The sequence below is a fragment of the Streptomyces sp. NPDC046349 genome, from assembly GCF_055587885.1.
This window is the reverse complement of the sequence record NZ_JBVJFK010000007.1, coordinates 115499-130835: the sequence shown is the minus strand read 5'-3', so window position 1 is coordinate 130835 and position 15337 is coordinate 115499. Positions and strand designations below refer to the sequence as shown.

The 15337-nt window shown below is 73.2% G+C and carries 12 protein-coding genes; 7 read left to right on the top strand and 5 right to left on the bottom strand.

Annotated elements, in window-relative coordinates; translation table 11 throughout:
• Positions 1-184: 184 nt before the first annotated feature.
• The 4 genes from ACZ6JS_RS17970 to ACZ6JS_RS17955 all read right to left on the bottom strand — a co-directional run bounded on the left by ACZ6JS_RS17970 (position 185) and on the right by ACZ6JS_RS17955 (position 4477).
• Positions 185-556 carry a low affinity iron permease family protein gene (locus ACZ6JS_RS17970; protein WP_469298970.1) on the bottom strand — a complete coding sequence of 124 codons (372 nt, stop codon included), beginning with the start codon at positions 554-556 and terminating at the stop codon, positions 185-187.
• A gap of 583 nt (positions 557-1139) precedes the next feature.
• Entirely contained in the window at positions 1140-2156 is a 1017-nt protein-coding gene (locus ACZ6JS_RS17965) for a TolB family protein (RefSeq protein WP_469298968.1), read from the bottom strand.
• Positions 2157-2164: 8 nt separating this feature from the next.
• The gene (locus tag ACZ6JS_RS17960) at positions 2165-3490 is read right to left on the bottom strand and encodes an MFS transporter (RefSeq protein ID WP_469298966.1); all 1326 of its coding nucleotides are present in this window, start codon (positions 3488-3490) and stop codon (positions 2165-2167) included.
• Between the two features lie 126 nt (positions 3491-3616).
• Positions 3617-4477, bottom strand: coding sequence for a glycosyltransferase family 2 protein (locus ACZ6JS_RS17955; protein ID WP_469298964.1), 861 nt, complete (start codon positions 4475-4477; stop codon positions 3617-3619).
• Positions 4478-4847: 370 nt separating this feature from the next.
• Between ACZ6JS_RS17955 and ACZ6JS_RS17950 the strand changes: the two genes are divergently transcribed.
• The 7 genes from ACZ6JS_RS17950 (at position 4848) to ACZ6JS_RS17920 (ending at position 14586) form a co-directional block, all read left to right on the top strand.
• Positions 4848-5972, top strand: a complete 1125-nt coding sequence (locus ACZ6JS_RS17950; RefSeq protein ID WP_469298961.1) for a Gfo/Idh/MocA family protein — start codon at positions 4848-4850, stop codon at positions 5970-5972.
• Positions 5973-6071: 99 nt separating this feature from the next.
• Positions 6072-7067, top strand: coding sequence for an NAD-dependent epimerase/dehydratase family protein (locus tag ACZ6JS_RS17945; RefSeq protein WP_469298960.1), 996 nt, complete (start codon positions 6072-6074; stop codon positions 7065-7067).
• Positions 7064-8224, top strand: coding sequence for a DegT/DnrJ/EryC1/StrS family aminotransferase (locus ACZ6JS_RS17940; RefSeq protein ID WP_469298958.1), 1161 nt, complete (start codon positions 7064-7066; stop codon positions 8222-8224). The genes ACZ6JS_RS17945 and ACZ6JS_RS17940 overlap by 4 nt, the downstream gene beginning before the upstream one ends.
• Complete coding sequence (locus ACZ6JS_RS17935) at positions 8221-9096, top strand: NeuD/PglB/VioB family sugar acetyltransferase (RefSeq protein WP_469298956.1); 876 nt, start codon at positions 8221-8223, stop codon at positions 9094-9096. Before ACZ6JS_RS17940 ends, ACZ6JS_RS17935 begins: the two co-directional genes overlap by 4 nt.
• Positions 9093-10208: a DegT/DnrJ/EryC1/StrS family aminotransferase gene (locus tag ACZ6JS_RS17930; RefSeq protein WP_469298954.1), complete on the top strand. Its 1116-nt coding sequence runs from the start codon at positions 9093-9095 to the stop codon at positions 10206-10208. Before ACZ6JS_RS17935 ends, ACZ6JS_RS17930 begins: the two co-directional genes overlap by 4 nt.
• A 29-nt stretch (positions 10209-10237) precedes the next feature.
• Complete coding sequence (locus tag ACZ6JS_RS17925; RefSeq protein WP_469298952.1) at positions 10238-13540, top strand: DUF4082 domain-containing protein; 3303 nt, start codon at positions 10238-10240, stop codon at positions 13538-13540.
• Entirely contained in the window at positions 13537-14586 is a 1050-nt protein-coding gene (locus ACZ6JS_RS17920) for a glycosyltransferase (protein WP_469298950.1), read from the top strand. Before ACZ6JS_RS17925 ends, ACZ6JS_RS17920 begins: the two co-directional genes overlap by 4 nt.
• Here ACZ6JS_RS17920 and ACZ6JS_RS17915 read toward each other — a convergent pair.
• Positions 14505-15281, bottom strand: a complete 777-nt coding sequence (locus tag ACZ6JS_RS17915) for a hypothetical protein (protein WP_469298948.1) — start codon at positions 15279-15281, stop codon at positions 14505-14507. The two genes, ACZ6JS_RS17920 and ACZ6JS_RS17915, sit on opposite strands and share 82 nt — an antisense overlap.
• Positions 15282-15337 lie beyond the last annotated feature (56 nt).

Genomic DNA, 15337 nt, shown 5'->3' with positions numbered 1-15337 from the left:
CCTCCCCGTCCCCGCTCCACAGGCGCGAGCCCGGTTCCGCGTGGCCTCGCAGTGCGGGCGGTGCCGAAGCCTCGGCGGGGGGGTGGGGACCACGGCGGAGGGTCCCGCAGGACCAGTACCCTGCCGCTCCGGCCCCGCCGCAGTCTGCGGGAGCCGAGCGGTCACCGGCCACCCCGCCGGGAGGCTATTGGCGGTTCTCCAGGCCGATCGCCCTTTGGAGGTCCTTGTGGGCCTGGCCCCATTCGCCCTCCTGTTGTTCCAGCAGGGCGGCCGCGATGGCGTTGAGTTTGACCTGGATGGCGTGTTCCGCCCGGCGTTCGGAGTTCTTCAGCAGGGCCAGGAGGAGGAGGGCCACCGCGCCCATCGCGTCGCCGACCAGGTGCTGCCAGCTCGTGTCCAGGTGGAGCAGGTGGACCACGATGAAGGCCACCACGAGCAGGACGCAGAAGACGGAGAAGGGTGCGGAGCTGGTGACGTTGGAGGCCAGTTCCGCGAGCTTCTCGAATCGCCCCCGCTCGTTTTCCGCGCCCTTCTTGGCGGGATGCTCGAAGGTCATGCCCCCACGCCTGCCCGCTCACGGCACCGCGAACCACCCGGTTCGGCCGCTGATGCCCGAAGGTGTCACGGCCGGGCCGAACGGCCCAAACCCGTCGGCGTGCCGCGAGGATGACGCGAACAGATGGGCAGGATGACCGCGCGCGAAGCGCTCGTTTCCACCCGGTGTCCGATCCCGTGGTCCAGCTCGGCGCACCCCGCCCTCTCCACCGCGGCCGCCCCGCCCAGGACCGGCCGAAACCGGTTGAGCCACCCGGAATTGCAGCCCTCGAGTTGGCTCCGCAGCGCGGGTCAACCCCCAGGTGTGGACCAGTACCGGACCGTACCTCTGATTACCCATCACGTTGCAGGAGCTACCGCCATCGCCTGCCTATCGGCAGACACGGGCGCGTCCGGGCGACCGCGTCCCCGGCCCGGACCGGCGCTGCACCACGCCGCCAGGCTGTTCGGTACGGCGAGCACGGAGGCCAAGCCGGGGAACGACTGCGCGGAGGCGGGCCCGGTGCCGCTTCATCGAGATCGCGGCGCAGAGGTACTCGACCCGGATCCGGGTCAGCGCCGCGCTCGTCGAGCGGGTACGGACATCAGCCCATACGGGCCGGGGAGGAGGCGCCGGAGGTCAGCAGCCGGGGGGTGCCGGAGCCGTCGGCGGGCACGGTCCACAGGTCCGTGCGGTCGGCGGCGCCGTCGGCCGGCAGGCCGTAGGCCAGCGTGCCGTCGTCGAGCCAGGCGGCCTGGTCGTCCACACTGCGCTTCTCCGCGAGGGCGTGGTCCCGCAGCGTCCCGAGATCCATGACGTGTTCGCGCCACAGCGAGGCGCCGGCGCGCACCCGCTTCTTGTAGGCGATGCGCGTCTCGTCCGGGGACAGGGAGGGACATTCGACGTTCTTGGCGAGGGTGGTGACGGAGCGCCGGGAGACGGAGCCCTTGACCAGGTGGGTCTCGCCGGCGGTGGCGAGGGTGGCGTAGAAGGTGTCGTCGTCCCCGGCGAAGGTGACGCCCCAGAAGTTCACGTCCTGGGCGCGGTAGTCCCGCCCGTCCATGGAGATGGCGAACTCCTCCAGGCTGGGCTCGAGTTTCCAGGTCCTGGTGTCCAGTATCGCGGTGCGCGTGGAGAAGAAGGCCGCGCCGTAGGACTCGCCGGAGACGAAGACCGTCCAGGCGGCGAAGCGGCCGCTGGGCGAGACGCGGGCCCGGCTGGGCGTGCCCGCCAGGGGGAAGCTGCGCACCTGGCGCAGCTCGGCGTCGACGATGATCGCCTTGTTGTCCTGGGCGAGCGCGCCCGGGCTGGAGCGCAGGCAGATACCCGTCCCCGCGGCGGCGTGGAAGCGCTGGCAGGTGAGGTCGGACACCGTGCGCGTGCCCTCGGGCGAACCGGCCGGGACGGAGGCGAGGGCCCCGCGGTGCGGGCCCTGCCCGCTGGCGAGGAAGGTCAGCGTGTCCTGCCCGGCCGTCAGGGTGACCGCCCCCGCGGTCGTCGTCGGGCCACCGGTCTGCGGCCGGTCGGCGCGGGCGGCGGCGCGCAGCACCAGGGCGGCGCCGGCGCCCCCGAGCAGCAGGACCGCCACCGCGAGGACGAGCAGGCGGCGGGAGCGTGTCATCGGGTTCCTCACGAAGGTCGGGCCGGGTCCGGCGGAGTGGGTGCGGCAGATGCCGCGGGCACGGCCGGCGAGGGCCGCAGCACATAGCCGGCCACGGCCGCGCAGCAGAGCAGGCCGGCCGCTGCCGCGGCGAGTGCCGGGCCGGTGCCCCAGAGGGTCCACGCCCCGCCGAAGGCCAGCGAGCAGCCGAAGCGGGCCAGCGCCTGGCCGGTGCCGACCACGGCCATGCCGGTGGCGCGCAGCGCCTCGGGGACGGTCGCGGCGACGGCTGCGGGCAGCACCCCGTCGGTGGCGGCGTAGAACATCCCGTGCAGGGCGAGCACGAGGAAGGGCAGCGCGGGCCAGGCGGGGGCCCACAGCAGCAGCCCGTAGGCGGCGAGCAGGAGGGCGTGCCCGGTCAGGAAGACGGTGCGGCGCCCGATCCGGTCGGCGAGGGCACCGGCCGGGACGGCCAGCAGCAGGAACACGGCGGCGGTGCCCAGCGGCAGCAGCGGGAACCACTGGTCGTCGATGCCGATCCGGCGTTGGAGCAGCAGGTAGACGAAGGCGTCGCTGACGGTGGTGAGGCCGAGCAGGACCGCGCAGAGCGCCAGGGCGCGCAGCCGCGGGAGGCGCAGCAGGGCCGCCGCGTCACGCAGGCGCACGGGGTTCGGGCGGGCTGCGGGCGGGGGCGCGGCCGGCGGGGGCGGGGCGTCACCAGCGCCGGAGGGGACGAACAGCATGAGCACCACGACGCCGAGTACGGCGACGCAGGCGCTGACGCCGAAGACGGCGTCGTAGCCGTCGACGGCGACGCCGAGGATCAGGAACGCGGCGAGCGGGCCGAGCAGCGCCCCGGTGGTGTCCATGGCCCGGTGGACGCCGAAGGCCCGGCCCTGTGACTCGTCCGGTGTGGAGAGGGAGATGAGCGCGTCCCGCGGGGCGGTGCGCAGGCCCTTGCCGGTGCGTTCCAGTGCGAGGATCGCGGTGATCGGGCCCAGGCTGTGGGCGAGCAGCAGCAGGGGCTTGCACAGGGCGGACAGGCCGTAGCCGATGCCGGCGACCAGCTTGTGGTTGCGGACCCGGTCGGCGAGGTGGCCGCCGGTGAGCTGCACCAGGGCGCTGACGCCGTTGTAGACGCCGTCGAGGGCCCCGAATCCCAGGGGGCTCAGGCCCAGCCCCGCGATCAGGTACAGGGGCAGGACGGCGGTGACCATCTCGGAGGAGACGTCGGTGATCATGCTGACCGTGCCCAGCGCGAGGACGGTCGGGGCGACGGCCGGTGCCCTGCCGGATCCCCGGTACTGCGGCGCGGTCTTCGCGCCCGCGGGCGCGGAGCGGTCCGCGAGGTACATGGCTCTGGAGCTCCCCCGTACAGACGGTCCGAGTCGTTCGAACGTGCGAGTCGAACCCGAACCCTAGTGCTTGTACGGGCCAACTGTGGCGCGTACGCGGCGATTCGGCCTACGCACCCTGGTGCGTCACCGCCGGCTGCTCTCGTCCCGCAGCCAGGTGGAGAAGTCCCGGTCGCGGATGGCCCTGCGGGCGCCCCGGCGGGCCACGAGCGCAGCCACCGCGAACACCACGACGGCGGGCAGCAGTTCCGGGTCGGCGCGCAGGAGGGCGCGCAGGTCGGACGTTCCGGTGCGCGCCGAGGGCGCGGTCCCTCCCGGCGCCTCGCGCTCGGCCTGGAAGCGCTCGAACTCGGCCGAGGAGGTCGCCGCTCGGACCTTGCGCCGGATCAGGTCGGCCCAGGTGCGCGGCGGTCGCACGACGACCCGGGCGGCCTCGACCACGCGCCGCTCCCCCGGCCCGAAGGCGAGGGACGCGGCCAGGTCGTCGGCCATCAGCGGGGGCAGTGCGGCGATCCGCTCGTGCCCCTCCTCGGTCACGGCGATGACGCCCCGGCCGAACAGGCCCTCGCGGACGGCCGGCAGCCTCTGCCACACCCGGTAGTAGGCCCGGACCGGCCAGGCGCAGCCGTTCGGCGGGATGTCCCGGCCGGGGGCGGCGGCGAGCAGGCCCGGATCCGCGGCGAGCGCGTCCGCCAGGGCCCGTACGTCGGCGGCCCCGACGACGACGTCGGCGTCCACGTAGAGCCGGGGGAAGCCGCGCGCGTGCGCGTCGCCGGCCCGGAGTGCCGTGTGTTTGGAAGGAGTCGGGATCTCCACGACGCGTACGCGGTCGCCGCGCGCGCCCGCCACCCGGGCGGTGTCGTCCGTACAGCCGTTGCACACCACGACGATGTCGGGCCCGGACGACGGGGAGCCGGCCAGGAGCGCGTCGAGGAGCCGGCCGATGACCCGGCCCTCGTTGTGGGCCGGTATCACGATGCTGGTCACCCGGGCAGTATGCACGCTCGAACACCGGCCCCCGGCGATTCCGCCAACTCTGCCCGGGGATAAGCCCGGTGGACTAGATTGAGCGGCGCCGACCGGATTCGGCGCGCATCGGCGCGGCCGGCACGATCCGGAAACGGCAAGGGTGGTACGGGTTCGGCCGCGTGTGGGGAACAGGCGGCCGGGCCGGGGGGCGGCATACGCGATTCACGCAGAACATCGGTTGTGGGGGGCCATCACCGCTGAGCAGGTCACGCACGGGACGCGCAGGCGTCCGGCGTGCCCTCGGCGACGGCGTTCCTCCGCCACCGCACGCGTCCCGGCCATGGGTTGTCGACACGCCAGTCGGCGTGCGCGGAAGGAAGGGAACGCTGTGAAGGACACCTCCAAGGACGGCGCGCAGAGCGCCGACCGGACCGTAGGGCAGGGCGCCGGAATCTCCGGCCGGGGGTCCGCGGCGCCCTTGGGCATCGCGGTCGTCGGAGCGGGCTACTGGGGCCCCAATCTCGTCCGCAACTTCCAGTCCAGCCCGCAGTTCCGGCTGCGGTGGCTCTGCGACCTGGACATCGACCGGGCCCGCCAGGCCCTCGGCAGGTACTCCACGGTGCAGCCGACCTCGGACTATGCGGCGGTCCTCGCCGACCCGTCCGTCCAGGCGGTCGCCGTGGCCACCCCGGCCGGCACGCACCTGGACGTCGCGCTGGCCGCCCTGCGGGCCGGCAAGCACGTCCTCGTGGAGAAGCCGCTCGCCGCCACGTACGAGGACGGCATGCGGCTGGTCGCGGAGGCGGAGAAGCGCGGTCTCACCCTGATGTGCGACCACACCTACTGCTACACCCCGGCGGTGCGCCGGATCCGGGAGATGGTCCGCTCCGGTGAACTGGGCGAGATCCACTTCGTCGACTCGGTCCGGATCAACCTGGGGCTCGTCCAGAAGGACGTCGACGTCCTGTGGGACCTGGCCCCCCACGACCTGTCGGTCCTCGACTTCATCCTCCCCGACCACGTGCAGCCGGTGGCCGTCGCCACGACCGGCGCCGATCCGATCGGGGCCGGCCAGTCCTGCGTGGCCTACCTGACCCTCCAGCTGAGCACCGGCGCCATCGCGCACGTGCACGTCAACTGGCTCTCCCCGACGAAGGTGCGCACCACCATGGTCGGCGGCTCCAAGCGCACCCTGGTCTGGGACGACCTCAACCCAACCCAGCGCGTCTCGGTGTTCGACCGGGGCGTGGAGCTGAGCACCCCGCAGGAGATCGGCGCCGACGAGCGCCGCGACATGCTCGTCTCCTACCGGAGCGGCGACATGGTGGCGCCCGCGATCGGCGAGAAGGAAGCGCTGCGCAGCGTGGTCGAGGAGTTCGCCGACGCCATCAGGACCGGCCGTCCGCCGCTGACCGACGGCCGGGCGGGCCTGAAGGTGCTGGACATCCTCGAAGCGGCCTCCCGGAGCCTGGAGTTCCGGGGCGCGGTCGTCGGACTGCGCACCGGACGCTGACCGCTCGCGGTCCGAGCCCGGCCCGCGTCCCGGTCCTCATCCGGACCCTTCGCATTCCGTCACACGCAAGACCACGACCGATCCAGTGGGGGCAGGGCGTTGAGCAGCAGCATACGAGGCAAGAAGATTCTGGTCACCGGCGGAGCGGGCACCATCGGCTCGCACGTGGTGGACCAGCTGGTGGACCACGGGGCACGCGAGATCGTGGTGCTCGACAACTTCGTGCGGGGGCGGACCGCGAACCTGGCCCGCGCCCTGCCGAGCGGCGTCGTCGAGGTCGTCGAGGGCGACATCCGCGACGTGGCGGCGGTCCGCAAGGTGACGGAGGGCGCCGACCTGGTCTTCCACCTGGCCGCCATCCGGATCACCCAGTGCGCGCAGGAGCCGCGGCTGGCGAACGAGGTGATGGTGGACGGCACGTTCAACGTGCTGGAGGCGGCGGCCGCCGCCGGGGTGGGCAAGGTCGTCGCCTCGTCCTCCGCCTCGGTCTACGGGCTGGCCGAGCAGTTCCCCACGACCGAGCGCCACCACCCGTACAACAACGACACCTTCTACGGCGCGGCGAAGGCCTTCAACGAGGGGATGCTGCGCAGCTTCCACTCGATGTACGGGCTGGACTACGTCGCGCTGCGCTACTTCAACGTGTACGGGCCGCGGATGGACATCCACGGGCTCTACACCGAGGTGCTCATCCGCTGGATGGAGCGCATCGCCTCGGGCGAGCCGCCGCTGATCCTCGGCGACGGCCTGCAGACCATGGACTTCGTGGACGTGCGCGACATCGCGCGCGCCAACCTGCTGGCCGCCGAGTCGGACCTGACCGACGAGGTGTTCAACGTCGCGAGCGGGACCGAGACCAGTCTGCTGGAGCTGGCGAGCGGCCTGCTGGAGGCGATGGGCGCGGAGGGGCTGGTGCCGGAGCACGGCCCGGCCCGCGCCGTGAACGGCGTGACCCGCCGCCTCGCGGACACCACGCTGGCCTCCGAACGCCTCGGTTTCACCGCCGGGATCGACCTGCGCACCGGTCTGCGGGACCTCGTGGACTGGTGGCGGGCCGAGCGCGCCGCCGGCGCGGTCCCGGAGGCGGGCCGATGAGCGCCCCGGACGCGGCTGCCCGGATCCCCGTGATGGTGCCCTGGCTGGGCGAGGAGGAGGCGAAGGCCGCCGCCGACGCGGTGCTCTCCGGCTGGGTCGCCCAGGGGCCCCGGGTCGCCGAGTTCGAGCGGGCCTTCGCGGAGCGGGTGGGCGCCGAGCACGGCATCGCCGTGAGCTCGTGCACCACCGCCCTGCACCTGGCCCTCGTCGCGCTGGACCTCGGGCCCGGCGACGAGGTGGTCGTCCCCTCGCTGTCGTTCATCGCCACCGCCAACGCCGTGTGCCACGTCGGCGCGCGACCGGTGTTCGCCGACGTCGAGGAGGCCACCGGCAACCTGACCCCGGCCACGGTGGACGCGGTCCGCACCCCCCGGACGAAGGCGGTGCTCGCCGTCCACCAGGGCGGGGTGCCCGCCGACGTGCACGCGCTGCGCGCGGCGTGCGCCGAGTGGGACGTCGCGCTCGTGGAGGACGCGGCCTGCGGCATCGGCGCGACGGTCGGTGGGAAGTCCGTCGGGCACGGGGCGCTGCTCGCCGCCTGGTCCTTCCACCCCCGCAAGGTGATCACCACCGGCGAGGGCGGCATGGTGACGACGGACGACGCGCGGTGGGCGGAGCGGCTGCGCCGGCTGCGCGAGCACGGCATGAGCGTGTCCGCCGCACAGCGGCACGCGAGCAGCAGGCCGATCGTCGAGAGCTACCTGGAGGTCGGCTACAACTACCGGATGACCGACATCCAGGCCGCGGTCGGCCTGGTGCAGCTCGGCAGGTTGGACGAGATCGTGGCCCGGCGGCGCTCGCTCGCCGCCCGGTACACGGAGCTGCTGCGTGAGGTCCCGGGCGTGCGCCCGGTCCGCGATCCCGCCCACGGCCAGGGCAACTTCCAGTCGTACTGGGTCCTGCTGGCCGAGGACTTCCCCGTGGGCCGGGACGAGCTGCTCGGAGTGCTCTCCGACGCCGGGATCTCGGCCCGGCGCGGGATCATGGCCTCGCACCTGGAGCCGGCGTACGCGGGGCACGGAGCGGCCGCGCTGCCGGTGACCGAGCGGATCAGCCGCCGCTCCCTGATCCTCCCGCTGTTCCACACCATGACCGCCGCCCAGCAGGACCGGGTGGTGGCGGTGCTGCGGGAACGGGCGGGCGGAGCGCTCCGGTGACCGAGGACCTGCTGATCACCGAGGACCTGCTGATCGTCGGCGCGGGCGGGTTCGCGCGGGAGACCGCGCAGGCCGCGCGGGACGTGGCCGCGGCCGACGTGGCGGGCGGCCGCGCGCCCCGGTGGCGGCTCGCCGGGCACCTCGACGACGATCCGGCCCTGCACGGCCGGGAGGTCGACGGAGTGCCGGTGGCGGGCGGCAGCGAGCTGGTCCACGAACTGCCGGCCGCCCGGGTGGTGGTCTGCGTGGGCAGTCCGCGGGACTACGCGGTGCGGGCCCGGCTGGTGCGGCGCCTGGGGCTGCCGCCGGACCGGTACGCGACGGTGGTGCATCCCACGGCTGCGGTGTCGGGCTCCTCTGCCGTCGGACCGGGGTCGGTGCTGCTCGCGCACAGTGCGCTGACGGCCGGCGTCCGGGTCGGGTCGCACGTGGCGGTGATGCCGCAGGTGGTGCTCACGCACGAGGACGAGGTCGCGGACTTCGCCACCCTCGCCTCGGGCGTCCGCCTGGGCGGCGGGGTACGGGTGGGGCGCGGTGCGTACGTGGGGGCGGGGGCGCTGGTCCGGGAGTACACCGCGATCGGCTCCTGGTCGCTGACCGGCATGGGCAGCACCGTCCTCGCGGACGTACCGGCCGGGGAGGTGTGGGCCGGCAGCCCGGCCCGCCTCCTGCGGCCGGCGGGCGCCGCCGCCCTCGCCGAACTGGCCCGCGAGGCGGGCGGGTCCGGCGGCGCCGTGCGCGGGCTCGCCGGGGACGCGCCGGTGCCCGCCGGGGCGGCGGCGCACGGCACGGAAGACGGCGCCGGCACGAGAGACGGCACCGGCCCGAACGGCCGGCGGCCGCAGACACGGATGGGGAGTCCAGTCGCATGAACCAGATACCGCTCGTCGACCTGAAGGCGGCGCACGCCGAGGTCGCCGAGGAGTTAAAGGCCGGATTCGAGCGCGTGCTGGCCGGCACGGCCTTCATCGGCGGTGCGGAGGTCCAGGCCTTCGAGCGCGAGTACGCCGGCTTCGCCGGAGTCCGGCACTGTGTGGGCGTCGCCAACGGCACGGACGCCCTCGAGCTGGCCCTGCGCGCCAGCGGGGTCGGCGTCGGCGACGAGGTGGTGCTGCCCGCCAACACCTTCATCGCCACCGCGGGCGCCGTCGCCCGGATCGGCGCCCGGCCGGTGCTGGTCGACTGCCTTCCCGACACTCTGCTCATCGACCCGCAGGCCGCGCTGGACGCGGTCGGGAAGGCCACCCGCGCGGTGGTGCCCGTCCACCTGTACGGGCAGTGCGCGGCGGCCGTGGAGCTGGCGGAGCGGCTCCCGTCGCACGTGAAGGTCGTCGAGGACGCGGCACAGAGCCAGGGCGCGACCCGTGGGGGCCGCTCCCCCGGCAGCGGGACGATCGCGGCCACCAGCTTCTACCCGGGCAAGAACCTGGGGGCCTACGGGGACGCCGGCGCGGTCGTGACCGACGACCAGGAGCGCGCCGACCTCGTGCGGGCCCTCGCCAACCACGGCGGCGTCGCCCGATACCGCCACGACGTGGCCGGGTTCAACAGCCGGCTGGACGGTCTGCAGGCCGTGGTCCTGCGGGCGAAGCTGGCCCGCCTGGCGGAGGGGAACGCGGCCCGCCGCGCCGCCGCCGCCCGCTACGACGAGCTGCTCGGGGACCTGGCCGCGGCGGGCCGCGTCACGCTGCCGGCCACGGCGGCGGGCAACGTCCACGTCTGGCACCTGTACGTCGTGCGGATCTCCGGAGCGGACCGCGACACCGTCGTCGGCAAGCTCAACGCGGAGGGGATCGGGGCGGGCGTGCACTACCCGGCGCCGGTCCACCTCACTCCGGCCTTCGGCCACCTCGGCCACGGTCGCGGGGACTTCCCGCACGCGGAGCAGGCAGCGGACCGCATGCTCTCCCTCCCCCTCTTCCCGCAGATCACCGCCGCCCAGCAGCAGCGGGTCGTGGAAGCGTTCTCCGACGCCCTGCGCTGATACGCCGGCGTGAAACCGATGAGGTCCACATGAAAAGACGGACAAGGTCGCTGCGCTACGGTCTGTTCACCGTGGCGGCGACCCTGATGGCCACGGTCCTTCCCCCGGCCGCGCTCGCCGGCGCGGCCGATCCCTGCGGCCCGACGACGAACGCGATCGTCTGCGAGAACTCCAAGCCGGGCACCCCCATGGAGGAGTGGTTCGCGCCGAGCGCGTACGGCGACATCAAGGGCTTCCCGACCCAGGTGAGCGTCCAGGCCGGCGACACCCTGCAGTTCAAGATCCAGTCGCCGACGCCGTACAAGGTCTCGGTCTACCGCCTCGGCCACTACGGGGGCGCCGGGGCCCGCCTGGTGTCGACCGCGGCCCAGGCCGCCCAGACCTACCCGGCGAACTTCGCACCGGGCGGGAACCCGGCCGCCTGCACCACCAAAGCGTCCACCGGCCTGGTCGACTGCGGCAACTGGCCCACCACCGCGCATTGGACCGTGCCGGCCGACGCCGTGTCGGGCCTCTACGTCGTCAACTTCGACCAGGCGGACGGCAACGGCGTGATGCCGTACCCGTTCGTGGTCCGCAACGACTCCGGCCACTCCGACATCGTCGTGCAGACCAGCGACCAGACCTGGCAGGCGTACAACAACTACGGCGGCCAGGACCTCTACGACGGCGGCGGCCCCGCGCCCGACGGGCGGGCCTACGAGGTCAGCTACAACCGGCCGATGGACATCGGCGGGGACAACGGGATCTACGGCTCCGAGTTCCAGATGGTCGCCTGGCTTGAGCGCAACGGCTACGACGTGAGCTACATGTCGGGGATCGACATGTCGGTGCGCGGCGCCACGCTGCTGCAGAACCACAAGGTGTTCATGTCCTCCGGGCACGACGAGTACTGGACCCAGGAGCAGTTCACCAACGCCCTCAACGCGCGCCGCGCCGGACAGCACCAGACGTACTTCGCCGGCAACGAGATCTTCTGGAAGACCCGGCTCGCACCGAGCATCGACGGGACGAACACGGCCAACCGGACGCTGGTCTCGTACAAGGAGACCAAGCTGTCCTTCCCTCAGCCGAACGGCATCCCCGACCCGAGCGGGATCTGGACGGGCACCTTCATGGACCCGGCCAGCGCCGCGAACGGGCGGCCCTTCCAGCCGCAGAACCAGCTGACCGGCTCGATGTTCAGCGTCAACGGCTACCGCAGCGACGCGATCACCGTGCCGGGCACCTTCGCCAAGCAGCGGCTGTGGCGCAACACCTCCGTCGCGAACCTCACCCCCTCGCAGACCGCCACGTTCCCGCAGGGGACGCTCGGCTACGAGTGGGACAGCGACGTGGAGAACGCCAGCCGTCCGCCCGGGCAGATCCGGATGTCGTCCACGACGGTCGACATCGACGACGGCAAGCTGCTGAAGGACTACGGCAACACGTACGGCAACGGCACCGCGACGCACAGCCTGGTGGCCTTCCGCGACCAGACCTCGAACGCGCTGGTGTTCGGCGCGGGCACGGTGCAGTGGTCCTGGGGCCTGACCAACATGCCCACCTCCAACCCGGACGACACCGTGGTCACCGCCGACAAGCGGATGCAGCAGGCCACCGTGAACGTCTTCGCCGACATGGGCGTGCAGCCCAGGTCCCTGCAGAGCGACCTGATCGCCTCGACCGCCTCCACGGACACCGTGGGCCCGGGCATCACCGTGACCAGCCCGGCGGCGAACGCCACGGTGCCGGCTCTGCGGCCGGTGACCGTCACCGGTACGGCGACCGACACCGGCGGCGGCGTGGTGGCCCGGGTCGAGGTGTCCACCGACGGCGGGACCACCTGGAAGGCGGCGACGGGCCTGGCCACCTGGAGCCACACGTGGACCCCGACCGCTCCGGGCCCCGTGCAGATCAAGGTGCGCGCGGTCGACGACAGCGTCAACATCGGCGCGACCACCACGGTCCCGCTGACCGTCGGCCCCCAGCAGTGCCCGTGCACCGTGTGGCCCGCCGCGGCCGTGCCGGGCACCGTCAACGCCGGTGACGGCAGCGCCGTCGAGCTCGGCGTGAAGATCCGCTCCTCGGTGGCCGGCTCCATCACGGGCGTCCGGTTCTACAAGTCGCCCACCAACACCGGGACGCACACGGGCAGCCTGTGGAGCAGCACCGGCCAGCGCCTGGCCACCGGCACCTTCACCAACGAGACCGCGTCCGGCTGGCAGCAGCTGAACTTCTCCAGCCCGGTGCCGATCAAGCCCAACACGACTTACGTCGCCTCCTACTTCGCACCGAACGGCGGCTACTCCTTCGACAACACCTTCGCCTCCGGCGACGCGGGCCTGGCCCCGCTGACCGCGCTGAAGAGCGGTACCGACGGCGGCAACGGCGTCTATCGCTACAGCGGAACGGGCGGCTTCCCGAACAAGGCCTCGTCGGGCAGCAACTACTGGGTGGACGCGGTCCTGGACACCTCCGGTGCCAGCACGAGCCCGCCCACCGTCACCGGGACCTCGCCGCAGTCCGCCGCGACCGGCACCCAGATCACCGCGCCGGTGACGGCCACGTTCAGCACGGCCGTCGACGCGGAGACGCTCACCTTCACCGTGAAGGACGCGGGCGGTGCCACCGTGCCGGGCACGAAGGTCCTCGGCTCCTCGAACAGCGCCACCTTCACCCCGTCCTCCGAGCTGGCCCTCAACACCACGTACACGGCGTCCGTCCAGGCGGCCGACCTGTGGGGCAACGCCATGACCGCTCCGGTCACGTGGAACTTCACGACCAGCGCGAGCCCGCCGGCGGTGAACTGCCCGTGCACCCTGTGGAACGCCGCAGCCACGCCGAGCACCGCCAACGTGGGCGACGACGCCAACTCGGTGGAGCTGGGCACCCGCTTCCAGTCGGCGGTGAACGGCTACATCACCGGTGTCACCTTCTACAAGCGCCCCGGCAACACCGGCACCCACACGGGCAGCCTGTGGTCCGCCTCCGGCACCCTGCTGGCCACCGGCACCTTCGGCAGCGAGACCCTGACCGGCTGGCAGCAGCTGCAGTTCGCGACGCCCGTGCCGATCACGGCGGGGACCACGTACGTGGCCTCCTACCACGCACCGAACGGCAACTACTCCGTGGACGGCGCCTACTTCAAGGGCGCCCACCGCTCCTACCCGCTGGTGGCCCCGGCCGACGCACCGGGCAGCGCCAACGGGCTCTACAAGTACGGCTCCGCGACGGCGTTCCCGTCGAACACCTTCGGATCCGTGAACTACTGGGTCGGCCCGATCTTCACCACGACCCCGCCGAACACGCTGCCGTCCTCGGACGGGCCCACGGAGGTGTCCGGCCGGTGAGCACGGTCAGCGTGGTGATTCCCTGCTACAAGTACGGCCACTTCCTGGCCGACTGCGTCAGGAGCGTCCTGGACGAGCAGGAGGGCCTGGACGTACGGGTGCTGATCATCGACGACGCCTCACCCGACGACTCCGCTGACGTGGCGCGCGCGCTGGCGGCAGCCGACCCGCGGATCGAGGTGCGGGTCCACGAGCGCAACCAGGGGCACATCGCCACCTACAACGAGGGGCTGCTGGAGTGGGCCGACGGGGACTACGTCGCCCTGCTCTCCGCCGACGACCGGCTGGTCCCCGGGGCCCTGGTGCGGGCCGCCGCCCTGCTCGACGCCCATCCGGAGGCCGGCTTCGCCTACGGCAGGCCGCTGCGCTTCCTGCACGGCGGTCCGCTGCCGCCCGCCCGTACCCGGTCCACCGGCTCGGTGGTCTACCCGGGGCGGTGGTGGCTGGACCGGCGGTTCCGGGAGGGCACCGGCTGCATCACCTCGCCCGAGGTGGTCGTCCGTACCAGCCTCCAGCGCAAGGTCGGCGGCTACGATCCGGAGCTGCCGCACGCCGGTGACATCGAGATGTGGATGCGGCTCGCCGCGCACGCCGACGTGGGCTACGTCCAGGGGGCCGACCAGGCCTTCTACCGCGTCCACGGCGACAACATGTCCACGACCGACTTCGGCGGGCAGCTCGACGACCTGCGCCAGCGCCTCGTCGCCTTCGACTCGGTGCTCGTCAAGTGCGGCGATCTCCTCCCGGGGGCCGACCGGCTGGCAGTGGCGGCGCGCACCCGGCTCGCCCGGTACGCGCTGCGGCGCGCCTACCGGGCGTACGACCGGGGCCGCACCGCGGTGGTGCCGGTCGACGAGCTCGTGGAGTTCGCGGCCCAGTGCCTGCCCGACGGCTACACGTCGCTGGGTGAGTACCGGGCGCTGCGGCTGCGCCGGCGGATCGGTCCGCGCGTGATGCCCTACCTTCAGCCGCTGGTGCTGTCGGCGGTCGCCGACCGGGGCCGCGAGTGGCTGTGGTGGCGGTCCTGGAAGCGCCGAGGGATCTGATGCCCCGCCTCCACCGGTTCCACCGGCGGGTCCTCAGGACCGGCGTCGGCGCTCCCGCGCCGGCGCCGGTCCCGGCGTGTCAGGAGCCGGTCGGTCCACAGCGTCGCGGCCGTGCCGCAGACCACCGCCAGCAGGGCCGCTCCGGCCAGGGACCGCATCCGGTCTCCGGTCCGCGCGACCGCGTGCGGCTGCACCAGCAGGTCCACGCTCATCCGTGCCGCGTCCGGGATGCCCTGCTGCGTCTGGAGCTCGCCCAGGTGCCGGCTGTACACCTCGATGATCTTCCGTACGGACGCGTCGGCCACGTCGGGGTCGGAGTGCTCCACCTGGATCTGGAGCGAGGGGATCAGGTGGCGCGGTGTGACGCTGGTGCCGCTGTTGCGCGGTGTCATGCGGTAGGTGCCGCCGACCCCCGCCGCCTTGAGTTCGGCGGCTCCCGCGGGCGAGTCCAGCTGCTGCACGACGGCGTAGGAGACCGCGGCGAGCGGCGGCTGGAGGTTCGCGAGCTGGTTCGGCTGCCTGCTGGTCACCGGCGGCTTGAGCACCACGATCGCGGAGCTGAGGTGGACCGGTTCGGGCCGCAGTACCGCCACCGCTCCGGCGGCGGCGAGCAGCGCCGCCACGACCAGGACGTACCAGCGCCGACGCAGCGCGCGGAGCAACTCACCAGGCGACACGGGGATCCCTTCCTTCATGTCCGATCTTTGCAGGACGCGGGTAGGTCCGCCATCAGATCCGTTACCCGGCAGGG